This is a genomic window from Paraburkholderia sp. SSBN10T, from assembly GCF_056619545.1.
Genome location: NZ_JBWQQI010000003.1, coordinates 1 through 24,641, shown reverse-complemented (window position 1 = coordinate 24,641; position 24,641 = coordinate 1). Strand labels below are relative to the sequence as shown.

Below are 24,641 nucleotides of genomic sequence, written 5' to 3'. Positions count from 1 at the left end.
AGCATGCTCCCGTCAGAACGAGATTGCCGCGTGCGCCGCCTTGTCATACCGTACCGTGCTGACTTGATGCCCGTCACCGCACGTGGCACATTCATTTAGCATATTTAATTATCCCGCAGACCTCACGCACCGGCTGGCCGAAGCAGATTCTCCTGGTTATGATCTGAACCTGACTCGCGCCCAGTAAAGCCCTCCCAATCCGCATAACAGAATAGAGGAAGGACACCGATGATGACTCGTATTCTCGCGGCAAGCGCTGCGCTCGCTTTTGCGGCGTGTGCAGCCGTCTCGACCGTTCCGGCGCATGCCGATGATGACACCGCGACGCAAAGCGCCGATGCATCGCACGGCCGCCCGGTGAAGGTGATGATCATTTCCATGTTCGGCCCGGAAGGCCAGGTCTGGCTCGATCATCTCGGACCTTGGCAGGACATCCCGATTGACGGTCTGTCGCCCGACTATCCGAATGTTCACTGCAACAAGCAGGACGTCTGCGTGATGACCACCGGCATGGGGCACGCCAATGCCGCCGCTTCGATCATGGCGCTCACGTTCTCGCCGCGCTTCGATCTGCGCCACACGTATTTCATGGTGGCCGGCATTGCGGGTATCGATCCGCAGCGCGGTACGATCGGCTCGGCGGCATGGGCCAAGTATCTGGTCGACTTCGGCATCCAGTGGGAACTCGATGCGCGCGAAATTCCGTCCAACTGGAACACCGGCTATCTGGGCATCAACACCAAGAGTCCGTCCGATAAACCGCCGCTCGATTACCGCACCGAAGTGTTCCAGCTCAACCCACAGCTCGCGGACGCCGCGTTTGCGCTGTCGCGCAACGTCACGCTTGCCGACAACGCGCAGGCACAGGCGGCGCGCGCCCACTTCGGCTACTCGCCCGCCAATCTGCCGCCCTCAGTGATCCAGTGCGATACGCTCGCCGGCGATACCTGGTGGTCGGGCACGCTGCTCGGCGAGCGCGCCCGCGACTGGACCAAACTGCTGACTGACGGCAAAGGCACCTACTGCACAACGCAGCAGGAAGACAACGCCACCTATGAAGCGCTCAAGCGCGCTGCCAGCACGCACCGCGTCGACCTGAACCGCGTCGCGGTGCTACGCAGCGGCTCGGACTTCGACCGGCCCTATGCGGGCCAGACAAGCGCCGACAATCTGCTGAACTACGCGGCGCAGGGCGGCTTCACGATTGCTGTCGACAACCTGTTTCTCGCCGGCAATCCTCTGGTCCAGCAGATCGTGACCCACTGGAGCCAGTGGCGCGACGGCGTACCGCCGCAGCCTTAACCAACCGTCTCGCTCACGCGTGCTGTTGCTGCGGGCGAAACGGTGTCCAGACGGGCGTATCGGTATCCCAATTGTCGAGTTCTGATGGGCTCATGACCGGCTCCTCTATTCACCGCGTGCCAGACGCGTGGCACTGTTGTCGCCTTGGCCTTGCGCTGCCAGGCGGTCCGCTTGTCGCTGGCCTTCGAGGCTCAGATTCGGGTAGCTGGTCTTGTTCAGCGACGGCAGCGAGCCGTCGCGATAGGCCGTCACGATTTCCGCTTTGACATCGGCGCGGCTGACCGTGCTCGCACCCACCGGCGTCTGGCCGTAGGTGCCGGCATGGCCGATTCCGCCGCCACCGCCTGCGAAAGCCGGCGCGCTGATAGCGAGGGAAACAACCAGTGCTGCGAACAGATTGCGCTTCATGATTCACTCCTGTCGATTCGATTGCGGCGCACGATGGCGCCGCGACAGGGTGAAATGTAGGCGTCGGCGAGGGGCGGATAAACCGCCGATTGGTGAAATGAATTGTCGTGAATTCAGAACAATCGCGGCGCAGCGGCCGCGATTGCCGTCATGCGAATTGCGGGGCGGATCAGGCGACCCACTCCGTCATCACCGGCGTATCGAGCGCCGGCGCGGATTCGCGTTCTTCCAGCGTGCGTTTCGTACAAGGCGTGTCGAGACTGCAACGGCCGTTCAGCAGTGGGCAGCGGTCGAACAGCTCCGCGACCCAGTCGACGAACACGCGCACTTTCGGCGACAGATGCCGGCTGTGCGGATAGACCGCCGAAATCGGCATGGGCATTGGCTTGATGTCGGGCAGCACCTCGACCAACTGGCCCGATTGCAGGTGCGGCAGCACCATGAAGAGCGCCGGCTGGATCAGGCCGAAACCCTCGAGACCGCAGGTGACATAGGCATCTGCGTCGTTCACCGACACCATGCCCTTCATTTTCACCTCGATTTCCTTGCCGTCCACCTTGAAGGCCCAGTCGAGCACGCGCCCGGTGCGGCTCGAAAAATAATTCACCGCGCTGTGAGCCTCGAGATCCTCGAGCGTGCGCGGGATGCCGTACTTCTGCAGATAATCGGGCGCCGCGCACGTCACCCCTTCGAAGATGCCGATGCGGCGCGCCACCAGCGACGAATCCTGCAGCGCCCCGACTCGCACCACGCAATCGACACCCTCCTGCAGCAGATCGACCGGGCGGTCGGTCAGGCCGAGTTGCAGGTCGATATCCGGGTAGCGAGTGTGGAATTCGCACAGGGAAGGGATCACCAGCAGCCGGCCGATCGAGCCCGGCATGTCGATGCGCAGCTTGCCGTGCGGCTTCTTGTTGCCGCTCTGGAAACTGGCCTCTGTCTCCTCGACGTCCGCGAGAATGCGCACGCAGCGCTCGTAGTACGCAGCGCCGTCCGGCGTGAGCGACAGGCGGCGCGTCGTGCGATGCATCAGGCGCGTGCCGAGGAACGATTCCAGATTCTGGATGATGGTGGTGACCGACGCGCGCGGCAGATCGAGCGTTTCCGCGGCACGGGTGAAGCTGTTGGTGTCGACGACACGGGTGAACACTTGCATGGCCTGGAGACGGTCCATGGCTAACCTCCAAAAGGGGCCGGCGGCCCGCGCAGCCAATCGACGAGGTACGGATTAGTCCGGTTTGGCCGGTCCGTGAATTCGATTGTTTGGGCATGCCGAATTGTGTTGCCGGATTATAGGCATTTATTTAGGAGTCTGCTGAACCGACAATTCGCATCATTCCAGTTATGAGCGTATTGCACCGTTCGATATGAATGCATTCAAACCGCCGTACTCCTTTGTGCCGCCTGATCTTGCCCAGGTGGCGGAGGTACCGTCGGCACGCGCGGCACTCGACGTGACCGACGTGACGATCGAGGGGCACGCGCAGGACATCACGCTGCGCCTGTATCGCCTGGCCGGTAAAAGTGCACTGCCTGTACTGCTTTATTTTCATGGCGGCGGCTTCGTGCGCGGCTCGCTGGACCACGCGGACTTCGCCGCGCGCTATTTCGCAGAACGCTTACCGGCGCTGGTCGTCTCGGTGGGCTATTCGCTCGCGCCGCAGTTTCCGTTTCCCGCCGCGCCCGAAGACGCGCACCGCGCGGCGCTGTGGGTGCAGACCCGCGCCCGGGCGTTCGGCGGCAATACCCGACACATCGGTGTCGCGGGACACGATGCGGGCGGCCAGCTCGCCAATTGCCTCGCGTTCATCGCGCGTGACCGCGGCGACGTCCGGATCGGCGCTCAGGCGCTGTTCGGACCGATGCTGGACCCGAGCCTGACGCGCCTTGGCGACGAACAGCGGCTCGGCTCCGACATCACCGCCAAGGAATGCGCTGCCTGCTATCGCGCGTATCTGCCGCAAGCCTCGCAGCGCATGCATCCGTATGCCGCGCCGCTCGAATCGTCGCGTCTGGCGGGGTTGCCCGCCACGCTGATTGCGACGGCGCAAAACGACGTGCTGCACGTCGAAGCCGAGAAATATGCCAGCAACCTGATCGATGCGGGTGTGCTGACCCAGGTGGTGCGTTTTCCGAGCGTCTCGCATGCCGCGCTGGCCGATCATCCGGCCGCGCTGGAGGAGGCGGTGCGCTTCTTCCAGTGGCGCTTCGACGCGCGCGCCCACCGATAAACCGATTTCAATCCTACTAACAAAAGCCGGGAGCCGTTCATGTCTATTTTTTCTACCAAGCGCCATCGTCTGGCGCTAGCCGTTCTGACTGTTGTCGTGATTGCCGGGCTCGGCACGTTCGGCGCGATTCGCGTCGACGCGAGCGCGCCCGCCCAGGCCGCGCCGACCATCGTGCCGGAAGTGGATGTGGCGGCGGTGATCGAGAAAACCATCACCGACTGGCAAACCTATTCGGGGCGCCTCGAAGCCGTCGAGAAGGTCGAGGTGCGTCCGCAGGTGTCGGGCACGATCGTCTCGGTGAACTTCAAGGATGGCGCGCTCGTGAAGAAGGGCGACACGCTGTTCGTGATCGATCCGCGCCCGTATCAGGCGGAAGTCGACCGTGCGGCGGCGCAACTGGCCGCCGCACAGGCGCAAGCGGGCTACACGCAAAGCGACTGGGAGCGCGCGCAACGCCTGATCGGCGACAACGCGATCGCCAAGCGCGACTACGACGAGAAGCAGAACGCCGCACGCGGCGCGAGCGCCAACGTCAAGGCCGCCCAGGCTGCGCTCGAAACGGCGCAGATCAACCTTGGCTATACCAAGGTCGTGGCGCCCGTGTCGGGCCGCGTCTCGCGCGCCGAAATCACCGTGGGCAACGTCGTCTCGGCGGGTGCAAGCTCGCCGCCGCTGACGACGCTGGTGTCGGTCTCGCCGATCTACGCCTCGTTCGATGCCGATGAGCAGACCTACCTGCAATACATCGGCCGCGAGAAAGACGGCGCCAAGGTGCCGGTGCAACTGGGGCTCGCCGACGAGTCGGGCTATTCGCGCAACGGCGTGATCGATTCGGTCGACAACCAGCTCGATACCTCGTCGGGCACGATCCGCGTGCGGGCACGCTTCGACAACCAGGACGGCACGCTGATTCCGGGCCTCTACGCGCGCATCAAGGTGAGCGGCAGCGCGCCGCATCCGGCGCTGCTGATCGACGATGCCGCAGTGGGTACCGATCAGGACAAGAAGTTCGTGTTCGTGGTCGACAAGAGCGATCACGTTGCTTACCGCGAAGTGTCGCTTGGCGCGATGCAAGGCAGCCTGCGCGTCGTCAAGTCGGGCCTGCAAAGCGGCGACCGGATCGTCGTCAACGGCACGCAGCGCGTGCGTCCGGGCGATACGGTGCGCGCTCACGCGGTGCCGATGAACGGCGACGCCGCCGCGGGCAACGCATCGGTAGCACAGACGCAGGGGCGTGCGAAAACGCAGAACAACTCGTGAGCCCAGTGCTCAACGGTTGCTTCTTGCGCGCCGCTTCCCAGCGCTTTAATTTCAAGAGCCTCTCATGAACATATCCAAATTCTTCATCGACCGGCCGATCTTCGCGGGCGTGCTATCGGTCCTGATCCTGCTGGCGGGCATCATTTCGCTCTTCAAGCTGCCGATCTCCGAGTACCCGGAAGTGGTGCCGCCCTCGGTGGTGGTGCACGCGCAGTATCCGGGCGCCAACCCGAAGGTGATTGCCGAAGCAGTGGCCTCGCCGCTCGAAGAGCAGATCAACGGCGTCGAAAACATGCTGTATATGCAGTCGCAAGCCAATAGCGACGGCAACCTGACGCTGACGGTGACCTTCAAGCTCGGCACCAATCCGGACCTCGCGACGCAACTGGTGCAGAACCGCGTCAACCAGGCGCTGCCGCGCCTGCCGGAAGACGTGCAGCGCCTTGGCGTGACGACCATCAAGAGCTCGCCGACGCTGACGATGGTGGTCCACCTGATTTCGCCGAACAACCAGTACGACATGACGTATCTGCGCAACTACGCGCTGCTGAACGTCAAGGACCGGCTGGAACGTATCCAGGGCGTGGGTGAAGTGCAGTTGTGGGGTGCGGGCGACTACGCCATGCGCGTGTGGCTCGATCCGCAGAAGGTGGCGCAGCGCGGCCTCACCGCGACCGACGTGGTCAATGCGATCCGCGAGCAGAACATCCAGGTGGCGGCCGGTGTGATCGGCGCTTCGCCGTCGGTGCCGGGCACGCAGTTGCAACTGTCCGTGAATGCGCGTGGCCGTCTGCAGACCACCGGCGAGTTCGGCGACATCATCGTCAAGACCGCGCCGGACGGCGCCGTGACCTATCTGCGCGATATCGCCCGCGTCGAACTGGCAGCGTCGGAATACGGCCTGCGTTCGCTGCTGGACAACAAGCCGGCGGTGGCGCTCGCCATCAACCAGGCGCCGGGTGCGAATTCGCTCGCGATCTCGGACCAGGTGCGCGAGCAGATGAAGGAACTGAAGGAAGACATGCCGGCCGGTGTCGACTACAAGATCGTCTACGACCCGACGCAGTTTGTCCGCTCCAGTATCGAGGCCGTGATCCACACGCTGCTCGAAGCGATTGCGCTGGTGGTGATCGTCGTGATCGTGTTCCTGCAGACGTGGCGTGCGTCGATCATTCCGCTGATCGCCGTGCCGGTGTCGATTGTCGGGACCTTCTCGCTGCTGCTCGCCTTCGGCTTCTCGATCAATGCGTTGTCGCTGTTCGGGATGGTGCTGGCGATCGGGATTGTGGTCGACGATGCGATCGTGGTGGTCGAGAACGTCGAACGGAATATCGAAAGCGGGCTCAGTGCGCGCGATGCGACCTATAAGGCCATGCAGGAAGTCAGTGGCCCGATTATCGCCATTGCGCTGACGCTGGTCGCCGTGTTCGTGCCGCTCGCCTTCATGACGGGTCTGACCGGGCAGTTCTACAAGCAGTTTGCGGTGACCATTGCGATCTCGACGGTGATCTCGGCGTTCAATTCGTTGACGCTGTCGCCGGCCTTGTCCGCGATGCTGCTGCGCAGCCATGGCGCCAAGGAAGACTTGCTGACGCGGGTGATGAATCGCCTGCTCGGCCGCTTCTTCAAGGGCTTCAACAAGGTCTTCCATGGCGGTTCGACCGCATACGGCCGCGGCGTGACCGGCGTGTTGCGCCGCAAGGGCGGCATGCTGGTGGTCTACGCCATCCTGCTCGGCGCGACGGCGTTTATCACCCATATCGTGCCGGGCGGCTTCGTGCCGGCGCAGGACAAGGAATACCTGATCGCGTTTGCGCAATTGCCGAACGGCGCTTCGCTCGACCGCACCGAAAACGTGATCCGCGATATGAGCGCGATCGCGCTGAAGCAACCCGGCGTCGAAAGCGCGGTGGCGTTCCCGGGCCTGTCGGTGAATGGCTTCACCAACAGCTCGAGCGCGGGCATTGTGTTCGTCACGCTCAAGCCGTTCAAGGAACGGGGCAGCAAGGGTCTGTCGGCCGGTGCGATCGCCGGTGCGCTGAACCAGCAGTACGGCGCCATCAAGGATTCGTTCGTGGCCGTGTTCCCGCCGCCGCCGGTGCTGGGTCTCGGTACGCTGGGCGGCTTCAAGATGCAGTTGGAGGACCACGGCGCGCTGGGTTATGCCGAGCTGAACAAGGCAGCGCAAGCGTTCATCAAGAAGGCGGCCACTACGCCTGAACTGGGACCGACATTCTCCAGCTACCAGATCAACGTGCCGCAACTGAATGTGGATCTGGACCGCGTCAAGGCCAAGCAGCTCGGCGTGCCGGTGACGGACGTGTTCGACACGATGCAGATTTATCTGGGCTCGCTGTATGTGAACGACTTCAACCGCTTTGGCCGTGTGTATCAGGTGCGGGTGCAGGCCGATGCGCCGTTCCGCCAGCACGCCGACGACATCGGGCAACTGAAGACGCGTAATGCCGCGGGTGAGATGGTGCCGCTGTCGTCGCTGGTGACGGTGACGCCGACCTTCGGTCCGGAAATGGTGGTGCGCTACAACGGCTATACGGCCGCCGACATCAACGGCGGACCCGCCCCGGGTTATTCGTCGGGCCAGGCGCAGGCCGCGGCTGAACGGGTGGCGGCCGAAACGCTGCCGCGCGGCGTGAAGCTCGAATGGACCGACCTGACGTACCAGCAGATCATTGCCGGCAATGCGGGCATGTGGGTGTTCCCGATCAGCGTGCTGCTCGTGTTCCTCGTGCTGGCCGCACTGTATGAAAGCCTGACGCTGCCGCTCGCGGTGATCCTGATCGTGCCGATGAGCCTGTTGTCCGCGTTGACCGGTGTCTGGCTCACGCACGGCGACAACAACATCTTCACGCAGATCGGCCTGATGGTGCTGGTGGGGCTGGCCTCGAAGAACGCGATCCTGATCGTCGAGTTCGCTCGCGAACTCGAACACGATGGTCATACGCCGCTGTCGGCGGCGATCGAAGCGAGCCGCATGCGGCTGCGCCCGATCCTGATGACCTCGATCGCTTTCATCATGGGCGTGGTGCCGCTGGTGCTGTCGAGCGGGGCCGGTTCGGAAATGCGTCATGCGATGGGGATTGCGGTGTTCTTCGGCATGCTCGGCGTCACGCTGTTCGGCCTGATGCTGACCCCTGTGTTCTATGTGGTGCTGCGTACGCTGGCCGGCGGCAAGATTCACGTCGCGCAAAAAGACTCGCCGCACTACGCGTTGCCGGTAACGGACGCCTGAAGAGGAAAACAATAATGAAGCAAGTTCAATCTCTGAGCGGTTGGGGCCGCGCCGCGGCGAGCGGTCTGCTGCTGGCGTTGCTCGCCGCCTGCTCGGTCGAGCCGACCTACAAGCGTCCCGACGTCGATCCGCCGGCGGCTTTCAAGGAAGCCCCGGTGATCGCTCCGCAAGACGCGGGCACGTGGAAGCCGGCCCAGCCGGCGGACGACGCGCATCGCGGCGAATGGTGGCGGATTTTTGGCGACCCGACGCTCGACGACCTGGAACAGCAGGCCGCGGCGGCTAACCAGGATCTGAAGGCCGCTGCAGCACGCGTGCAGCAGTCGCGGGCGCTGGTGCAGTCGGCGCGCTCCGACTGGTTCCCGAAGCTCGATGCGGGTTTTGGCCCGACGCGTGAGACCGTTTCGCCGGCCTCGCAGTTTCTGCCGCAGAGCAATGGTCCTGAGTCCACAACGTTGTGGCGTGCGCAAGGCACCGTATCGTACGAGACAGATCTGTTCGGCCGGGTCAGCTCGAACGTGAACGCGAGCCAGGCCGACGCGCAGCAGAGCGAAGCGCTGTTCCGCTCGGTGCAGCTCGCGTTGCAAGCCGACGTTGCGCAGAATTACTTCCAGTTGCGCGAGCTCGATACGGAGCAGCGCCTGTACCGCGAGACGGTGACGTTGCGCGAGGATACGCTCAAGCTGATCCAGCGCCGCTTCAACGAAGGCGATATCAGCGAACTGGATCTGGCGCAGGCTCGCAACGAACTGGCGAGTGCGCGTGCGGATGCGGTTGGCGTGGCGCGGCAACGCGCTGCGTCCGAGCATAGCCTCGCGATCCTGCTCGGCAAGGCGCCGGCGAACTTCTCGTTCCCGGAAACGCCGCTCGTGCCGGTGGCGGCGCGTGTGCCGCCGGGTCTGCCGTCGGCGCTGCTCGAACGCCGCCCGGACGTGGCGGCCGCCGAGCGTGCGATGGCGGCGGCCAATGCGCGCGTCGGTCTGGCGAAGTCGGCGTTCTTCCCGAAGCTCGATATCACCGGAGCCTTCGGTTATGAATCGGCTACGCTCGGCGATCTGTTCATGTGGTCGAGCCGTACCTTCCTGCTGGGGCCGTTTGCCGGCTCGGCGTTGACCTTGCCGCTGTTCGACGGCGGTCGGCGCAAGGCGAACCTTGCCCAGGCGCGCGGCAAGTATGACGAAGACGTGGCGCAGTATCGTCAGCAGGTGCTGGTGGCGTTCAAGGAAGTCGAAGACAACCTCTCCGATCTGCGCTTGCTCGACGATCAGATCCAGGCGCAGAACGATGCGGTGAGCGCATCGCAACGCGCTTCGCATCTGTCGCAGACGCAGTATCAGGAAGGGCAGGTGAGCTATCTGGATGTGATCGACAGTCAGCGGCAAGTGTTGCAGTCGCAGTTGCAGTCGAGCCATCTGGAAGGCACGCAGGCGGTGTCGACGGTCAATCTGATCCGGGCGCTGGGCGGTGGCTGGGGCGATATGCCGGCCTCCGCGGTGGGTTCCGCCACGCCGCCGCAGGCTGCGGCGCAGCAGGTGGCGAAGCAGTAGTCCAAGTGGCAAGGTGTGAAGCGCGTGGTGCGCTGAGCACCTTGCCTTCCCGGTGATCGTCCGGGAATTTAGGTCCGTCGAGATTCCTTTCGCGAACTCTCCACCCCATATCGCTTTGCGCGATTTCCTTTGCAAAATCCCTTCGTAGACCACCGCCTGAGCGGCGTCTATCATGATTCGCACCTCATCTGGAGAGAGGCGATGACCCGTCAACCGCTCCGCTGTCCGCGTTGATCCGTCTGCGCATCACGCCTTTCAAGCCGCGCGTGCGGCCCTGATCCTGCTATTCGATTGCCCGCAGCATGCGTTGCCGCATGCGGGGGGCGTTCGTTCGCGCCAGGCAAACACTTCATTGAACGAGTCCATCATGAGCTTTTCCTTTTCCACCGTGCGCCGGGTGTTGCGTGCAACGGGTGTATCGCTCGGGCGTCTGAGCGGCGTGGCTGCGCTGTCGCTGTCGCTGGCGTTCGCGCTTGCGGCGCCGGGCGCGAACGCGGCCGACGCGTCGACGCTGAAAATCGGCATTGCCACCACGCCGCAAATCGGCGCGCTGCAAGAAGCGGCGCGCGAAGCGAAGGCGCAGGGGCTCGATGTGAAGATCATCGAGTTCACCGACTGGAATACGCCGAACGCGGCGCTCGCCAACAAGGACATCGACGTCAACTACTTCCAGCACATTCCGTTTCTGGAGAACGCGAAGAAGCAGGGCGGCTACAACTTCGTGGCGCTTGCGCCCGGCACGATCATGAAGATCGGCTTGTATTCGAAGAAGATCCAACGCTTCGATCAGTTGAAGGACGGCGCGACGGTCGCGATTGCCAACGATCCGGTGAACGGCGGCCGCGGCCTGCTGTTGCTGCAGCGCGCGGGCCTGATCAAGCTGAAGCCGGGTGCCGATTACCGGGCGACGACGCTCGATATCGTCGGCAACCCGAAGCATCTGAAGATCGTCCAGCTCGAAGCGTCGCAACTGGCCCGCTCGCTTGACGATGTGGATCTCGCCCAAGGCTATCCGAGCTTCCTCAAGCTTGCCGGGACGGCCGACCCGAATAGCGCCTTGCTGTTCGACGGCACCGAGAACAAGATCTTCGCGATCCAGTGGGTCGTGCGTCCGGAAAGCGTCAACGATCCGCGCATCCTGAAGTTCATTTCGATCTATCAGCACTCGCCGGCCGTGCGCGCCGAGCTCGACAAGGCGTTCGGCAATCTCTACGCGGTTGCGTGGTAGCCGCAAGGACGCATTCGATGGCCACTCTGTTCGACACTCCCGCTTTCGTTGAAGCCGCACCGGCGGCGTCCACCCGTCGCGCGTCAAGCGACGTGCAGGCGCCGGCGGTCGTGTTCGACCGCGTCGGCAAGGTTTTTGGCGGCTCTCCCGGCGCGGCGGCCGCGCTGGCCAATGTGCAGTTGCAGGTCGCACGAGGCGAAGTGTTCGGCATCATCGGCCGCAGCGGCGCGGGCAAATCGACCTTGCTGCGGCTCGTCAACGGCCTCGAAAAACCCAGCTCCGGCGTGGTGCGCGTGAACGGCGTCAGCGTCGGCGAACTGGACGAGCGCGGCCTCGTCGCGTTGCGGCGGCGCACGGGCATGGTGTTCCAGCATTTCAACCTGCTGTCGGCCAAGACGGTGCGCGAGAACATCGGGCTGCCGCTGAAGATTGCGGGCGCCTCGAAGGCTGCGATCGAACGCAAGGTCGATGCGCTGCTCGAACTGGTCGGCCTCGCCGAGAAGCGCAATGCGTATCCGGCGAGCCTGTCCGGTGGTCAGAAGCAGCGCGTCGGGATTGCCCGGGCGCTGGTGCACGACCCCGATATCCTGCTGTGCGACGAGGCCACCTCGGCGCTTGACCCCGAAACGACGCAGGCGATTCTGGCGCTGCTGCGCGACATCAACCGGCGCCTCGGGCTGACGATCGTCCTGATTACGCATGAGATGGAAGTGATCCGCGAAGTCTGCGACACGGTGGCTGTGATCGAACGCGGCGAGGTGGTCGAGACGGGACCGGTCTGGCAGGTGTTCGGCGCCCCGCAGCACGAGGCGACGCGCGCGCTGCTGCGCACGTTGGTGCACGACTTGCCGGCCGATCTCGCCGCGCGCGTGAAGCCGCTGCACGAATGCGCGCACGGCGACGCGCAGGTGTTGCTCGACGTGCGTTTCACGGGAGCGGACGAGCGTGAGCCGGATCTGGGGGCGCTCGCTAACGCATTGAGCGTGGCGGGCGGGCGCGTGAGCTTCGTGCATGGCGGCATCGACCGGATTCAAGGTCATGCGCAAGGGCGTCTCGTGGTGGCGGCGCAGCTCCCCGCAGCAGTGCTAGAGGCGACCGATACGACCGATACCCAGCACGGCGCCGACACACCGGCCGTCCGTACGCAAATCGCCGCGCTGGTCGAACGCGCGCGGCTGTACGCCAATCGCGTGGAGGTGCTCGGTTATGTCTGATCTATGGCTCTCCGAACTGGCCGGGGCGATTCGCGACACGCTCGTGATGGTCGGCGTGTCCGCCGTGATCGCGCTGCTGGTGGGGATTCCGCTCGCGCTCGTACTGGTGACCACCACGCGCGGCGGTATCTTCGAGCGGCCCGCGGTCAACACGACGCTCGGCGCACTCGTCAACGCGTTCCGTTCGACGCCGTTCATCATCCTGCTGGTCGCCTTGCTGCCGCTCACGCGCCTGCTGATCGGCACGACGATCGGCGTGGGGGCGGCCATCGTGCCGCTCAGCATTGCGGCGATTCCGTTCTTCGCCCGCGTCGCGGAAGTGAGCCTGAGGGAGGTGGATCGCGGCCTGATCGAAGCGGCCCAGGCCATGGGCGCGCAGCGCCGCCACATCATCTGGCACGTGCTGCTGCCGGAAGCGCTGCCGGGCATTCTCGGCGGCTTCACGATCACGGTGGTCGCGATGATCGGCTCGTCTGCGATGGCGGGCGCGGTCGGCGCCGGCGGTCTCGGCGATCTCGCGATCCGCTACGGCTACCAGCGTTTTGATACGACGGTGATGGTGACGGTCATCGTCCTGTTGATTGTGATCGTTACGGTCGTGCAGTTCGTCGGCGACCGCTTCGTGCGCCGGCTCACGCAACGCGTGTGAGCCGGGTGTCTGGCAGGATGCATGGATATCCCCTATGCTTTTGACCACGCTCGCGCCGATTGCGAGCGCTACTGATCTGGAGATTGCATGAACGAGCCGGGCCGCCCCGCAGCCCTCGATTCGCCGTCGTCGGCGTCCTCCGCGCCGCGCGATCTGCCGGGCCTGCTGGAAGCGTTGCGCGCGAGCGCCGCAGAGCGTGACCGCGAAGGCGGCCACGCCGCGCAGGAAAAACAGTGGATTGCCGAGGCTGGGCTGCTGACGCTCGCCGTGCCGCGCGAGTTCGGCGGCGCCGGGGCGGCCTGGCCGCAGATCTACGAGACGATCCGCGCGCTGGCGCGGGTCGACAGCGCGCTCGCTCACCTGCTGGGTTTTCAGTGCCTGCAGGTGGTGAGCGTCAATGTATGGGGCAATCCGGAGCAACGGGCGCGCTATCTGCGCGGCACTGTCGAAGAACGCTGGTGGTGGGGCAATGCGGTCAACCCGCTCGACACCCGGCTGATTGCAAGTGCGACGGCTGGCGGCGGCTTTCGCCTGAATGGGCAGAAGGGCTTTTGCTCGGGGACGCGCGGCTCGCAGATGATGACCGTGTCGGCGCACGATCCGCAGACGGGCAAGTCGGTGTTCGCGGTTGTGCCGACGACGCGCGACGGCATCACGGTCCATGAAGACTGGGACCCGATCGGCCAGCGGCAAACCGATAGCGGCAGCGTGTCGTTTGTGCAGGTGAAGGTCGAGCCGGACGAAGTGCTGCACCGCTCGGAGACGCCGCCCACGCCGCACGCCACGCTGCGCACGCTGGTGTCGCAACTGGTGCTCACCAATCTGTTCGTCGGCATCGCCCAGGGTGCGCTGGAAGAGGCGCGCCAATACGTGACCCGGAATGGACGGCCGTGGATCAGCTCCGGGGTCGAGAAGGCCACCGACGATCCCTATCTGATCGCCCGCTTCGGCGAAATGCGCTTGCAGACGGTGAGCGCGGAGGCATTGGCCGAGCGTGCCGCGCGTGCGCTCGAAGATGCCTGGCAAAAGGGCGCGGCGCTCAGCGCCGAGGAGCGGGGCCAGGTGGCGTTGGCGACCTCGGAGGCGAAGATTCTCGCGCATCGGGCAGCCCTCGAAGTCAGCCAGAACCTGTTCGACGCCTGTGGCGCACGCGCTACGCATGCGCCGTTGGCGCTCGACCGCTTCTGGCGCAACGCCCGCGTCCATACATTGCACGACCCGCTCGACTACCGGGTGCGCGACGTGGGACGCTACGCGCTCAGCGGGACATTGCCGGAAGTTTCTTTGTACACTTGAGGCCGGCCGCGGCACGGCCGGTTGGGCGCTGCCGCATCGTTCACCTCAAGAGGTCTCCGGCTTGCCATTCAATCTACCGACCACCGCCACTGCACCGTTTTGCCCATCCGAAGTGCAGGGCACCGTCGCCGTCTCGCAGGGCGCGCCGTTCTGGAAACGCATCCTGCAGTTTGCCGGCCCCGGCTTGCTGATTTCGATCGGCTATATGGACCCCGGCAACTGGGCCACCGATATCGAAGCCGGCTCGCGTTATGGTTATAGCCTGCTGTTCGTGGTGGTGCTGTCGAGTCTCGCGGCGATCGCGCTGCAGTGTCTGAGCATGCGGCTCGGCATCGCGACCGGGCAGGATCTCGCACAACTGTCGCGCAACCGCTATTCGCCGGCCGTCGCCCGGGTTCAATGGCTGCTGGCCGAAGTGTCGATCATTGCCTGCGACCTTGCCGAAGTGCTCGGCGGTGCGCTGGCGTTTCATTTGCTGTTCAACTGCTCGCTCACTACCGGCGTGATCCTGACCGCCTTCGATACGCTGATCGTGCTCGGCCTGAAGGGTAAGAATTTCCGCGATCTCGAAGCGATCATTCTCGGGCTGATCGCCACCATCGGCATTGGCTATATCGTGCAACTGCTGCTGGTGCATCCGCACTGGCCCTCGGTGATGGCGGGGCTTGTGCCGTCGTGGCACGCCATCGGCGCACGCGAGCCGCTCTATCTTGCGATCGGCATCCTTGGCGCGACGGTGATGCCGCACAACCTGTATCTGCATTCGTCAATCGTGCAAACCCGCGCCGTCAAACGCGACTCGCGCAGCATCGCCGCGGCGATCGGCCTGTCGCGCCTCGATACGATTGTCTCGCTGGTGATTGCGCTGCTGATCAACGCCGCCATCCTGATCCTCGCCGCCGCGGCGTTCAATGCAACCGGCCACAACCAGGTGACGGAAATCGAAGACGCTTACCGGCTGCTTGCGCCGATCGTCGGTACCGGTTTTGCGGCGGTGCTGTTCGCCATCACGCTGCTGGCGTCCGGGCAAAGTTCGACGTTCACCGGTACGGTCGCGGGCCAGGTCATCATGGAAGGCTTTCTCAAGCTGAAGATTCCGTGCTGGCAGCGCCGCTTCATCACTCGCGCACTGGCGCTGATTCCGGCCTTGATCGGCGTGCAGACGCTCGGCAACGGCGCGGTCGGCACGCTACTGGTTGCAAGCCAGGTGGTGTTGAGTCTGCAACTGCCGTTCGCGCTCTATCCGTTGATCAGGATGACCGACGACCGCTCATTGATGGGCGAGTTCGCCAACCGCCTGCCGACCCGGCTGCTGGCGTGGCTGTTGTTCATCGTGATTACGGCGGCGAACCTGTGGCTGGTGGTGCAGACGGTGGGGTGGGTGAGCTGAGGAGCGAGCCGGACTGTGCAATGACGAAGCCGGCTCTGCTGAGCCGGCCGATCGGCAGTCCGCTCAGGCGGCTTCCGCGATTTGCGTCGCTTCGAGCGCTTCTTGCGCTTCCAGCTTCGCTGCGGCAGCGGCCTTCTTGGTCTTGCCGGCGCGCGACGGCGGCTGGCAGGCGCCACATACGACGTTATGCTGCAAGTCGTGCTTGTGTGCGACAAACTTGCCCGTGCAACGGCAGCACGGCGTCAGTTGCAGGATATCGGCGTCGAAGAAACGCACCAGCGTCCACGCCCGCGTGAGATCCAGCACCGGTTCGGTGTCGCTGTGCTTGCAGTGTTCCAGATACAGCCGGTAACCCTTGGTCAGCGCGTCCAGATGCGAGCAGCGCGCTTCGTTCTTCAGGAACAGGTACGTGTTGTAGAACAACGATGCGTGGATGTTGGCCAGCCACGTCATGTACCAGTCCGCCGAGAACGGCAGCATTCCCTTGGGCGGCGAAACACCCTTCACCTCACGATAGAGGCGAATCATGCGGTCGCGCGACAGCGTCAATTCGCTCTCGAGCACTTGCATGCGTGCGCCGAGTTCAATCAGCGCAATGGCACGGAACACTTCCTGTGCGTCTTCCGTCAGGCTTCGCTTGAGCATCGCAGTCACCTTGTTAAGCGAATTGCTCTGCCGGCTGGCCTGCAAGCAGGATAGCCGCATGGGTCGGCGACACTTCTGCATGCTTTGTCGTTTGCGTCAACGCCGACAACATGGAGTGGTCGTTGAAGCGGAAAAAGCACAGAAGCTGGTCGGAAGAGGCCAGTTTGACGATCTGCGCGAGCGACAGCCCGGCAAGCAAATCGGCCAGTTCCGACGACAGACCCAAACGGAACATCCCGATGGGCTTGTCCTCACGCAACATGCGTTGCGCAAGCATGATGTAAGACAAATTGATTTCGCGGATAGACTCCCGCGTCTCGCTGCTACGGTCCATTTTTGCTGTTTCCGAAGCCCCGAATTGCTCTGTCGGCTTTTTTGCGCCGCTATGCTTTTCTATCCTCGCCGGACACTGAAGACCTCCGGCGACATGTCACTACTTGATACCGATCCTGCTTCTTTGATACAAGGTGTTACATCTCGTAACAGCTTGGAAGCAATTGTATGAAGTGGATTTGAGGAAATCAATACCCTCTCAAAAAAATATCTCACAAAAATACAACATTTTTCGGTAACTCTTTCACGGTGCCGTAATACTCGGTTTTGAACCCGGAACGAGGCCTGGACGAATGCTCCGCAACGCCCGCCACGCCTTGTATTACGGACAATGGCATAAATCGTATGAGGAAATTTGACTGAGTGTCAGTGATAACGCTAATAGGCGATTCGAATAGAAAGCAAAAAGAAAGGATGGGGGATTTTCAGTAATAAATACTGCTTCTCGGGGAGCTTTCGGGGACGAATCGGGATGTAACACCTTGTTGCGGCCCCGGTTACAAATTCGGGCGGCAGTTGTAACGTGTAACAAGGTGTGGCGTCGCCTCGCCGGACCCGCTCGAAGGCGAGAACGGAACACAGGCCGCTGGCGATGGTGGGGAAGGGGCCGGAAACGCAACTGGGAGCTGCGTGCTGGCACGGAAGAAGAAGCTGCCTGGCGCGACGCGGATATTAGTATAAGGACCAATATTACAACTTGATGCCAAATGGATAATTTCCTGCGTTATGTTGTCAGGACACTCCATTTTGCTGATTTACGACGGTGCGCTAACGCGCCGCTGCGCGGTGACGCGAGGACAGGGCGCGGATGCGCCAGCAAGGCGCCCGTCTCGCGCAAGTCTTAAATAGGCCGGGCCATCAGGTCCGCGTCGTAAAAGACCCCGTCGACGCGCAGGCCACCGACTTCGCGGCCGTAGCGGCGAAAGCCGAGCGATTCATAGAGATGGCTCGCCGCTTCGTTCTGACTGGTGACCACGAGCTGGATCTGCCGCAGACCGTCGACCCGTGCGGCCCGCGCCAGCAGTTCGGCGAGCAGCGCGCGCCCGACGCCGCGCCCGGCCGCTTCCGGTGCGACATACATGCCGACCACCTCCGCCTTATGCCGTTCCTTTTCGCGCTGAAAGCGCCGCAGTGCGACCGTGCCGATCAGCGGCTGGTCCGGGGCAACGAACGCGCCCAATATGAATTCCCCGTCAGATGCGCGAGCGCCATGCAGGATCGCGTCGTAGTGGCTTGGGCCTCTCTCGATGGCTTCCTGGTGGCTCTGTCCGAACGCTTCGGGGTGGGCCAGCAGGCCGCGCAGGCGAAACTGGAAGAAGGCGTCACGATCGGCAGGTTCAAGTTGGCGGATCAGCGGGCTGCGCTGCATGCGTATGTCTCCGTGCGGGATGGTTTTGCATGTTAGTCGAGCGGCGGGGTTTGCGGCGCGGCGGGCGGGGATTCCATTACCTCGGAGGTAACCGCCGTTTTTGCGATGGGCCGCTATGTGATTCCACTAAACTTATAAAAATGCTCGAAATTACTTATAATTTAACCGATGACCGCGATAAACTGGACCCAAAAGGCCGTCAAGCAACTGCGCAAACTGGACCGCCAGCAGCAGGTTGCGATCCGCGACGGGGTCGGCACGTTGGTGGCTATGCCCGAGTGTCAGAACGTCAAGTCCCTGACAAATCACCAATATGGCTACCGGCTCCGGGTAGGCAACTATCGGGTCTTGTTCAACTGGGACGGCTCGATCAAGGTCGTCGAAATCGAGGAAGTAAGGAAGCGCGATGAACGCACCTACTAACATTCAGGTCATCAACGGACCGGACGGGAAGCCGGCCTTCGTGGTCATTCCCTACGCGGACTATATGGCGGAGCACAACGTGCAGCGAGGCCTGATCCCGCATGATGTAGTGAGTCGCACGGTTGACGGGGCCGCGCCGGTGCGCGCGTGGCGCGAACATCTGGGGCTTACGCAGGCCGACGTCGCAAAGCGTCTCGACATCAGCCAATCGGCTTACGCTCAACAGGAAGGCAGCGAACGTCTGCGTAAGTCATCGCGTGAAAAGATCGCAGCAGCGCTCGGCATTTCGCCCGATCAACTGGACCTATGAGGTCCGCGCTGCGCAGACAACCTGAAACCTGTTAATGCGCTGCCTTCGGCTTAGGCGGACTATCGCCGTGTCCCGAAGGCCACGCAGTCAGTTTAAGCGTTCAACGCACCGCCCAACGGCAGCAGCGGCCCTGCGCCCGCCCTCAGTCCCCTTAACTTGCGACAACACCCAGCGCCGGAACTGCACCAGCGCCGGCCGCATCTCCAGCCGCTCGGGGCAATAACAGAGGTAGTGCCCATGATCGACCTCGAGCGGCGCGCTCAACGGTTCGATCAGCGTGCCCGCGGCGAGGTTGTCCGCCACGAGAAAGGCGGGCACCAGAGCAAGGCCAAGACCGGCCTGCGCCGCCTGGATCAGCACCGAGTACTGCTCGAAGCGCGGGCCGCCGAGCGCATGCATATCGCGCACACCATAGAAGTCCGCCCACTGTGCCCAGACCTGCTCCGCCTGTCCGTGCAGCAGCCGGGGCGCACTCGCCGTGTCCTGCAAAGAGCGCAGCGAATACTGGCGTCGATACTCAGGTGAGCAAACCAGCACGAAGTCGCGCCCGTCAATATAGTCGCACTCCACGCCGGCCCAGTTGCCGTCGCCGTAGCGGATCGCTGCATCGAGATCGAGCGGAAAAGGATCGCCGTGCGCGAGGTGCCGGGAAAAGCTGATTGTCACACCTGGCGTGCTGGAGAGAAAGTCCGGCAGGCGCGGAATCAGCCACTTGGTCGTGAAGGTCGGCACGCTGGCGATCGTCAGCAAGTCGCTCTGTCCGGCGGCGCTCATCAACTCGAGCGACGCATTGCCGATATCGCGCAACGGCCCCGCTACGCGCGACAGATACAACGTACCGGCTCGCGTCAGCACGAGGTTGCGGCCGTCGCGAATGAAAAGCTGCACACCGAACGCCGCTTCGAGGCTGGCGATCTGCCGGCTCACCGCGCTCGGCGTGAGACCGAGCGAGCGCGCCGCTCGCGAAAAACTCAGGTGCCTGGCTGAACTCGTGAAGGCGAGCAGTTCCGCGACGTTGGGATAGTGGTGTTTCATTGGCAACGCGACATTGAAGTTTCAGCAAGGGTGAGTGCGAGGTGCTGCACGCGTTATTCCACGAATTGTTCCGGATCTGCACAGCGCAATGCGTGTTTTGTACGTTTTTTTCATGACGACGCCATGTCGTATCCGCACACTTGCAAGCAATTCGAAACCCGGCGCCGTTGCTCGATGGCGGACGGAGTTCGGTTTGCTTCCCGAGGAACGTTGGCATGCATACCCCCGTTGCACCGGCTCTCCAGCCACGTCTTCCGGCTCGTCGCGGCGCCCGGCGCGCCGTACCGGCCGGACGCATCGTACTGCAGATCGTCGTCGTGCTGTTTGCCGTCTACCTGTTGCTGCCGATCGCGCTGCTCCTGATCGGTGCATTCGGCAAGACGTGGACCAATACTGTGCTGCCGGTCGGCATCACCGGTCACTGGTTTGCGGATCTCGCCGCCAACACGAGTCTGCGCCGTGCCTTCGGCGTGAGTTTGCTGGTCGCGCTCGCCTGCTGCTGCGCCAGCGCGGCGATCGGCCTGCCGCTCGCGTATGCGCTGCATTACCGCTCACGTTCCGGTGGCGGCGCGCTGGCGCGCCTGATTGCCCTGTTGCCGGTGGGCGTTCCGGCGCTCACGCTCGGCTTCGGCTATATCGCGATCTTTAGCGGCGACACCTTGCCGTGGCTCGGCTCGCTGCCGCTGCTGATCGCCGCGCATACGGTATTGACGCTGCCGTATCTGACGCAAACGCTGCTGAGCGATCTGCGCCACCTCGACATCGAACGGCTCGAAGCCTGCGCCGCCACGCTCGGCGCGACGCCGCTGCAGCAGTTTCTCACGGTCGTGCTGCCCAATCTCAGACAGAGCCTGTTCTCGGGACTGGTGATGGTGGCGGCGCTGTCGATCGGCGAGTTCCAGGTCTCCAATCTGATTGCCGGGTTTCGCTATCGCAACTATCCGGTGGTGCTGTTGCAGGCGTTCTACGGCGCGACCGGCATGGCGTGCGCCGCCACGGTGGTGCTGCTTTGCCTCGCTGTGATCGCGACGCTGGTCTCGGTCAACACGGTTCAACGACTGAAGTAAAACGATGAGTCTTCATTTCGACAACGTGAGTTTCATGTATCCCGGCGCACAGCACGGTATCGAGGCTGTCACGCTGACGGTCGCGCCCGGCGAGCTGCTCGCGGTGATGGGGCGTAGCGGTTCGGGCAAGTCCACCATCCTGCGGCTCACCGCAGGACTGCTAAACGGTTATCGCGGCAAGATCGCCATTGGCGGCAACGACGTTGCTGGGGTTCCGGTATGGCGTCGCGAGACCGGTATGGTGTTCCAGCAATACGCGCTGTTTCCGCATCTGAGCGTCGCGGACAACGTGGCTTATGGCTTGCGCATGCGCGGCGTCGACAAGGACAAGCGCCGTGCCCGCGCGCTCGAGATGCTCGAACGGGTCGGGCTGAGCGCGCATGCGCAGCGGCGCCCGGCGCTGCTGTCCGGTGGCCAGCAACAACGCGTGGCGCTGGCCCGTGCGCTCGCCATCGAACCCAAAGTCCTGCTGCTCGACGAACCGCTGGCCGCACTCGATGCCGGGATTCGCCAGCAGTTGCGCGACGAGATCCGCTCGCTGCAGCGCGCCTGCGGCGCCACCACGCTGCTGGTCACGCACGATCAGGACGAGGCGTTGAGCCTTGCCGATCGCGTCGCCGTGGTCGACGGTGGCCGGGTCCTGCAAGTGGATACGCCGGAGCGCCTTTATACGCAGCCGGTCTCGACGCAGGTGGCGCGTTTCGTCGGCCATTCGAGCGTGATGCCGGGGCGGGTGCTCGGGGTGGGCGCGGTGGATGTGTCGTTCGCCGTGCTATACGCCGATACCGGGACATTCCGGGCGGGCGAGCGCGTCAGCGTGCTGGTGCGCCCCGAGCACGTGCAACCCGATCCGCCCGCCGATGCGATCAATCGGCTGGCCGGCCGGCGCACCGAGGTGCGCTATTTCGGCGCGACCTGTCGCTATGACTTCGTGCCCGATTCCGCGCAGACACCGCTGTTGTGCGAAGGGCGGCGTCTTGCCGAGCAGGCCATTGCGATTGCCCCCGAGGACCTGCGTGTTTTAGCCGCCTAGCGCAAAAATTGTCCATTCATCTTGTTTGACGGAGTACCACCATGTTTGCAGGGTTTAGTCTTTTGTCGCGCGTGCGCCGTGCGGCCGGATTCGTTTGCGCAATGACGGTGCTGGCCGGCGCGTGCGGCGCCCAGACCGCGCCGCTTTATCCGGGTGAAGATGCGCTGTACGAGAAGGCGGCGGACGAAGGACTCGTCGTGTCGTTCGATACCGGTCCGGAATGGGCCAACTGGAAGTCGCTGTTCGCCGAGTTCAGGAAGCGCTATCCGAAGGTCGAGATCACTTATAACGATATCGGCTCGGCCGCGACCGTCGTCGCGCTCGACAAGGCCCGCCGCCGTCCGCAGGCCGACACGGCATATTACTTCGCCGCCTCCGCGCTCGACGCGGTCAACAAGGATGTGGTCGCGCCATTCAAGCCGGTGAACTTCGACAAGTTGCCGCCGGTGTTCCGCGACCCCGAGGGCCGCTGGTTCACGGTCCATTCGCTGAACATCGCGTTCCTCGTCAACCGCAAGCTGGTCAAGAACGTCCCGACCGGCTGGGCCGACCTGCTCAAGCCCGAGTACCGCAATTCAGTGGTCTATCTCGACCCGCGCTCGACCGGCCAGGGACAGGTGGACGTGTTCGCCGCCGCCTATGCATTTGGTGGCAGCGTCGACAATCCGAAGCCGGGCGCCGACTTCTTCGGCAAGCTGCGCGAAACCGGCAACGTGATGCGCATCGAAGGCACCACGCCATACGCCAAGTTCGTCAAAGGCGAAATTCCGATCCTGATCGGCTACGAGAACGACGGGCTGAAAGCCAAATACACCGATGGCATGGGCGACGCCGCCGAGGTGGTGATTCCGAAGGAAGCCAGCGTTTCCGCGCCGTATGCAATCAGCCTCGTGAAGAACGGGCCGAATCCGGACGCCGCGCAACTGTGGCTGAATCTGGTCATGAGCGACGTCGGCCAGGCGCTGTTTGCGCAAGGCTATGTGCGTCCCGCCGTGCCGGGCGTGCAGTTGTCGCCGGAGATCCGCGCCAAAATGCCCGACGCGCCGCAAGTGCATCCGCTCGACGTGGTCAAGGCCGCCGCGAAGAAGGCCGAGGTCGACCAGTTGTGGGCGCAGGCCGCGCTCGCGAAGTAAGGCTGAAACAAGGGGCACGGCAAGATGGATGCATCCTCAACGAACCCGGCCGGCGGCGCGGGTCTCGTGCGGCGCTTCGGCGCCGTACCCGCGGGGCTGCTGCTCGCGTTGTTCTTCGCGTTACCGCTCGGGGCGTTGCTGATGTCGGCCGCCGACGAGCACGGCTCCGCCTTCGTGAGGCTCGTGCAGGACCCGCTGGTGTTGAGCGCCTTGCTGAACTCGCTGGGGCTCGCACTCAGCGCCGGTACGGTCTCGCTAGCGGTGGGCGTGCCGCTTGCGATGGCGCTTGCCGGCCAGTCGCCCGAACGGCGCCGCTGGCTGCTCGCCTTGCTCGGCGTGCCGCTGGCGTTCTCCGGGTTGGTGATCGCCTACGGTTTTATCCTGGCGTTCGGCCGCGCCGGCTTCGTGACGAGCCTGCTCGCCCACATGGGCGCCGACCCGGCCAGCGTGGGCTCGTTGATCTATACGAGCGCGGGGCTGGTGGTGGCTTACGCCTACTACCTGATTCCGCGTGTCGCGTTGATGCTGTATCCGGCCATTGCTAACCTGGACCGCCGGCCGCTCGAAGCCGCGCTGACCCTGGGCGCTACGCCGCTGCGAGCGCTGTTCGATGTCGCGCTGCGCGAACTGTGGCCTTCCATCGCTTCGGCCTGGTGCCTCGTGACATCGATTGCGCTCGGCACCTACGGCACGGCGCTCGCGCTTGCCGGCACGCAAATCAATATTTTGCCGTTGCTGATGTATCTGAAACTGTCCGACGGACAGACAGACTTTCCGCTGGCCGCAGCGCTGTCGTTGCTGCTGATGGCCGGCTGTACCTGTGTTCTTGCGCTGGGGGAATGCCTTGCACGGCAACGTAGAGATTGATTGGTCCAACCAGGCCTATCTGGCGCTGCAAAAACTCGCTGGGCGACAGACAGGGCCAAAGCGCCACGCCATGCCGGTGGGCCTGATCGGCCCACGCGAGGCGAGCGCGGAGCAGTTGTCGTCGGCGAGAAATCTGGCCTATGCATTGGCCGGCGCCGGCATGGCGCTGCTGTGCGGCGGTAAAGGCGGCGTGATGGAAGCGGCCGCATGCGGCGCGAAAGCGGCGGGCGGCGTGGTGATCGGTTTGTTACCCGAGGAAGATGCGGCGCAGGCGAACCCCTATCTCACCGTCGCCTTGCCGACCGGGCTGGGCATTACCCGCAATGCGCTGATCGCACGTGCGTCGATCTGCCTGGTCGCGGTGGGCGGTGGACTCGGCACGCTCTCCGAGATGGCCTTGGGCCTGCAGTGGGGCAAGCAGGTGTTTACCGCCTGCGGCGCGCCCCACGTACACGGCGCGCAAGGGTTCGACGACATCGATCATCTGGTCGTGACGGTGGCGAACTGGCTGGCGGAGGAAGGCACGGCCGTATTGGCCGCGGATTGAATCCGGCGGCGCACGCCGGCTCCGCAGCGTTGCCGCTCTGAATCAGCAAGGCAGTGTGCTTGAACTAGGCAGTCGAGGTTTCATTAACATATAGGTATCCTAAT

At 63.8% G+C, this 24,641-nt stretch carries 23 protein-coding genes; 17 read left to right on the top strand and 6 right to left on the bottom strand.

Going from position 1 to position 24,641, the window contains the following annotated elements; genetic code table 11:
- The first annotated feature begins 228 nt into the window (after positions 1-228).
- Positions 229-1,302 carry a purine-nucleoside phosphorylase gene (locus AC1ECK_RS05030; RefSeq protein WP_480316532.1) on the top strand — a complete coding sequence of 358 codons (1,074 nt, stop codon included), beginning with the start codon at positions 229-231 and terminating at the stop codon, positions 1,300-1,302.
- Between the two features lie 105 nt (positions 1,303-1,407).
- Here AC1ECK_RS05030 and AC1ECK_RS05025 read toward each other — a convergent pair whose 3' ends face one another.
- Entirely contained in the window at positions 1,408-1,710 is a 303-nt protein-coding gene (locus AC1ECK_RS05025; protein ID WP_480316530.1) for a DUF4148 domain-containing protein, read from the bottom strand.
- Positions 1,711-1,879: 169 nt separating this feature from the next.
- A complete protein-coding gene (locus AC1ECK_RS05020; protein ID WP_480316528.1) occupies positions 1,880-2,884 on the bottom strand; it encodes a LysR family transcriptional regulator in 1,005 nt (334 codons plus the stop codon).
- Between the two features lie 193 nt (positions 2,885-3,077).
- Between AC1ECK_RS05020 and AC1ECK_RS05015 the strand changes: the two genes are divergently transcribed.
- From AC1ECK_RS05015 to AC1ECK_RS04975, 9 genes are all read left to right on the top strand, one after another.
- On the top strand, positions 3,078-3,941 hold the full coding sequence (locus AC1ECK_RS05015) for an alpha/beta hydrolase (protein WP_480316526.1): 864 nt from the start codon (positions 3,078-3,080) through the stop codon (positions 3,939-3,941).
- A 39-nt stretch (positions 3,942-3,980) separates the two neighbouring features.
- Positions 3,981-5,201 (top strand): efflux RND transporter periplasmic adaptor subunit, encoded by a 1,221-nt coding sequence (locus tag AC1ECK_RS05010; protein WP_480316524.1) that lies wholly within the window; start codon positions 3,981-3,983, stop codon positions 5,199-5,201.
- 64 nt (positions 5,202-5,265) lie between these two features.
- The gene (locus tag AC1ECK_RS05005; protein WP_480316522.1) at positions 5,266-8,451 is read left to right on the top strand and encodes an efflux RND transporter permease subunit; all 3,186 of its coding nucleotides are present in this window, start codon (positions 5,266-5,268) and stop codon (positions 8,449-8,451) included.
- Between the two features lie 14 nt (positions 8,452-8,465).
- Positions 8,466-9,998 (top strand): efflux transporter outer membrane subunit, encoded by a 1,533-nt coding sequence (locus AC1ECK_RS05000; RefSeq protein ID WP_480316520.1) that lies wholly within the window; start codon positions 8,466-8,468, stop codon positions 9,996-9,998.
- A 367-nt stretch (positions 9,999-10,365) separates the two neighbouring features.
- A complete protein-coding gene (locus AC1ECK_RS04995; RefSeq protein ID WP_480316518.1) occupies positions 10,366-11,226 on the top strand; it encodes a MetQ/NlpA family ABC transporter substrate-binding protein in 861 nt (286 codons plus the stop codon).
- Between the two features lie 17 nt (positions 11,227-11,243).
- A complete protein-coding gene (locus tag AC1ECK_RS04990; protein WP_480316516.1) occupies positions 11,244-12,440 on the top strand; it encodes a methionine ABC transporter ATP-binding protein in 1,197 nt (398 codons plus the stop codon).
- Positions 12,433-13,089: a methionine ABC transporter permease gene (locus AC1ECK_RS04985; RefSeq protein ID WP_480316514.1), complete on the top strand. Its 657-nt coding sequence runs from the start codon at positions 12,433-12,435 to the stop codon at positions 13,087-13,089. Before AC1ECK_RS04990 ends, AC1ECK_RS04985 begins: the two co-directional genes overlap by 8 nt.
- Positions 13,090-13,176: 87 nt before the next feature.
- Positions 13,177-14,385 carry an acyl-CoA dehydrogenase family protein gene (locus AC1ECK_RS04980; RefSeq protein ID WP_480316511.1) on the top strand — a complete coding sequence of 403 codons (1,209 nt, stop codon included), beginning with the start codon at positions 13,177-13,179 and terminating at the stop codon, positions 14,383-14,385.
- A gap of 61 nt (positions 14,386-14,446) precedes the next feature.
- Positions 14,447-15,775 (top strand): Nramp family divalent metal transporter, encoded by a 1,329-nt coding sequence (locus tag AC1ECK_RS04975; RefSeq protein WP_480316509.1) that lies wholly within the window; start codon positions 14,447-14,449, stop codon positions 15,773-15,775.
- Positions 15,776-15,838: 63 nt separating this feature from the next.
- Here the strand turns inward: AC1ECK_RS04975 and flhC are convergent, their stop codons facing one another.
- From flhC to AC1ECK_RS04960, 3 genes are all read right to left on the bottom strand, one after another.
- A complete protein-coding gene (flhC, locus tag AC1ECK_RS04970; protein ID WP_480316507.1) occupies positions 15,839-16,420 on the bottom strand; it encodes a flagellar transcriptional regulator FlhC in 582 nt (193 codons plus the stop codon).
- Between the two features lie 13 nt (positions 16,421-16,433).
- Positions 16,434-16,754: a flagellar transcriptional regulator FlhD gene (gene flhD / locus AC1ECK_RS04965; protein ID WP_074269023.1), complete on the bottom strand. Its 321-nt coding sequence runs from the start codon at positions 16,752-16,754 to the stop codon at positions 16,434-16,436.
- An 840-nt stretch (positions 16,755-17,594) separates the two neighbouring features.
- Complete coding sequence (locus AC1ECK_RS04960; protein ID WP_480316504.1) at positions 17,595-18,122, bottom strand: GNAT family N-acetyltransferase; 528 nt, start codon at positions 18,120-18,122, stop codon at positions 17,595-17,597.
- 168 nt (positions 18,123-18,290) lie between these two features.
- Between AC1ECK_RS04960 and AC1ECK_RS04955 the strand changes: the two genes are divergently transcribed.
- Positions 18,291-18,545, top strand: coding sequence for a type II toxin-antitoxin system RelE family toxin (locus AC1ECK_RS04955; protein ID WP_480316502.1), 255 nt, complete (start codon positions 18,291-18,293; stop codon positions 18,543-18,545).
- Positions 18,529-18,855 (top strand): helix-turn-helix domain-containing protein, encoded by a 327-nt coding sequence (locus AC1ECK_RS04950; RefSeq protein ID WP_480316500.1) that lies wholly within the window; start codon positions 18,529-18,531, stop codon positions 18,853-18,855. The genes AC1ECK_RS04955 and AC1ECK_RS04950 overlap by 17 nt, the downstream gene beginning before the upstream one ends.
- 87 nt (positions 18,856-18,942) lie before the next feature.
- On the opposite strand, the gene AC1ECK_RS04945 is transcribed toward AC1ECK_RS04950, so the two are convergent.
- Complete coding sequence (locus AC1ECK_RS04945) at positions 18,943-19,890, bottom strand: LysR substrate-binding domain-containing protein (protein WP_480316498.1); 948 nt, start codon at positions 19,888-19,890, stop codon at positions 18,943-18,945.
- A 215-nt stretch (positions 19,891-20,105) separates the two neighbouring features.
- Here AC1ECK_RS04945 and AC1ECK_RS04940 point away from each other — a divergent pair, with 215 nt between their 5' ends.
- From AC1ECK_RS04940 to AC1ECK_RS04920, 5 genes are all read left to right on the top strand, one after another.
- Complete coding sequence (locus AC1ECK_RS04940; protein ID WP_480316496.1) at positions 20,106-20,957, top strand: ABC transporter permease; 852 nt, start codon at positions 20,106-20,108, stop codon at positions 20,955-20,957.
- A 4-nt stretch (positions 20,958-20,961) separates the two neighbouring features.
- A complete protein-coding gene (locus tag AC1ECK_RS04935) occupies positions 20,962-21,990 on the top strand; it encodes an ABC transporter ATP-binding protein (RefSeq protein ID WP_480316494.1) in 1,029 nt (342 codons plus the stop codon).
- A 41-nt stretch (positions 21,991-22,031) separates the two neighbouring features.
- On the top strand, positions 22,032-23,123 hold the full coding sequence (locus AC1ECK_RS04930) for an extracellular solute-binding protein (protein ID WP_480316492.1): 1,092 nt from the start codon (positions 22,032-22,034) through the stop codon (positions 23,121-23,123).
- Positions 23,124-23,147: 24 nt separating this feature from the next.
- Complete coding sequence (locus AC1ECK_RS04925) at positions 23,148-23,990, top strand: ABC transporter permease (RefSeq protein WP_480316490.1); 843 nt, start codon at positions 23,148-23,150, stop codon at positions 23,988-23,990.
- Positions 23,991-24,060: 70 nt separating this feature from the next.
- Positions 24,061-24,537, top strand: coding sequence for a TIGR00725 family protein (locus AC1ECK_RS04920; protein ID WP_480317317.1), 477 nt, complete (start codon positions 24,061-24,063; stop codon positions 24,535-24,537).
- Positions 24,538-24,641: the final 104 nt, after the last annotated feature.

Bases quoted from the DNA above. Each gene is read 5' to 3' on its own strand.
- AC1ECK_RS05015 (WP_480316526.1), top strand. From the start codon at position 3,078: ATGAATGCATTCAAACCGCCGTACTCCTTTGTGCCGCCTGATCTTGCC.
- AC1ECK_RS05020 (WP_480316528.1), bottom strand. From the start codon at position 2,884: ATGGACCGTCTCCAGGCCATGCAAGTGTTCACCCGTGTCGTCGACACC.
- AC1ECK_RS04920 (WP_480317317.1), top strand. From the start codon at position 24,061: ATGCCGGTGGGCCTGATCGGCCCACGCGAGGCGAGCGCGGAGCAGTTG.
- AC1ECK_RS04925 (WP_480316490.1), top strand. From the start codon at position 23,148: ATGGATGCATCCTCAACGAACCCGGCCGGCGGCGCGGGTCTCGTGCGG.
- AC1ECK_RS05030 (WP_480316532.1), top strand. From the start codon at position 229: ATGATGACTCGTATTCTCGCGGCAAGCGCTGCGCTCGCTTTTGCGGCG.
- AC1ECK_RS04935 (WP_480316494.1), top strand. From the start codon at position 20,962: ATGAGTCTTCATTTCGACAACGTGAGTTTCATGTATCCCGGCGCACAG.
- AC1ECK_RS05010 (WP_480316524.1), top strand. From the start codon at position 3,981: ATGTCTATTTTTTCTACCAAGCGCCATCGTCTGGCGCTAGCCGTTCTG.
- AC1ECK_RS04945 (WP_480316498.1), bottom strand. From the start codon at position 19,890: ATGAAACACCACTATCCCAACGTCGCGGAACTGCTCGCCTTCACGAGT.
- AC1ECK_RS04950 (WP_480316500.1), top strand. From the start codon at position 18,529: ATGAACGCACCTACTAACATTCAGGTCATCAACGGACCGGACGGGAAG.
- AC1ECK_RS04995 (WP_480316518.1), top strand. From the start codon at position 10,366: ATGAGCTTTTCCTTTTCCACCGTGCGCCGGGTGTTGCGTGCAACGGGT.
- AC1ECK_RS05000 (WP_480316520.1), top strand. From the start codon at position 8,466: ATGAAGCAAGTTCAATCTCTGAGCGGTTGGGGCCGCGCCGCGGCGAGC.
- AC1ECK_RS04985 (WP_480316514.1), top strand. From the start codon at position 12,433: ATGTCTGATCTATGGCTCTCCGAACTGGCCGGGGCGATTCGCGACACG.
- AC1ECK_RS05005 (WP_480316522.1), top strand. From the start codon at position 5,266: ATGAACATATCCAAATTCTTCATCGACCGGCCGATCTTCGCGGGCGTG.
- AC1ECK_RS04980 (WP_480316511.1), top strand. From the start codon at position 13,177: ATGAACGAGCCGGGCCGCCCCGCAGCCCTCGATTCGCCGTCGTCGGCG.
- AC1ECK_RS04960 (WP_480316504.1), bottom strand. From the start codon at position 18,122: ATGCAGCGCAGCCCGCTGATCCGCCAACTTGAACCTGCCGATCGTGAC.
- flhD (WP_074269023.1), bottom strand. From the start codon at position 16,754: ATGGACCGTAGCAGCGAGACGCGGGAGTCTATCCGCGAAATCAATTTG.
- flhC (WP_480316507.1), bottom strand. From the start codon at position 16,420: ATGCTCAAGCGAAGCCTGACGGAAGACGCACAGGAAGTGTTCCGTGCC.
- AC1ECK_RS04940 (WP_480316496.1), top strand. From the start codon at position 20,106: ATGCATACCCCCGTTGCACCGGCTCTCCAGCCACGTCTTCCGGCTCGT.
- AC1ECK_RS05025 (WP_480316530.1), bottom strand. From the start codon at position 1,710: ATGAAGCGCAATCTGTTCGCAGCACTGGTTGTTTCCCTCGCTATCAGC.
- AC1ECK_RS04955 (WP_480316502.1), top strand. From the start codon at position 18,291: ATGACCGCGATAAACTGGACCCAAAAGGCCGTCAAGCAACTGCGCAAA.
- AC1ECK_RS04930 (WP_480316492.1), top strand. From the start codon at position 22,032: ATGTTTGCAGGGTTTAGTCTTTTGTCGCGCGTGCGCCGTGCGGCCGGA.
- AC1ECK_RS04990 (WP_480316516.1), top strand. From the start codon at position 11,244: ATGGCCACTCTGTTCGACACTCCCGCTTTCGTTGAAGCCGCACCGGCG.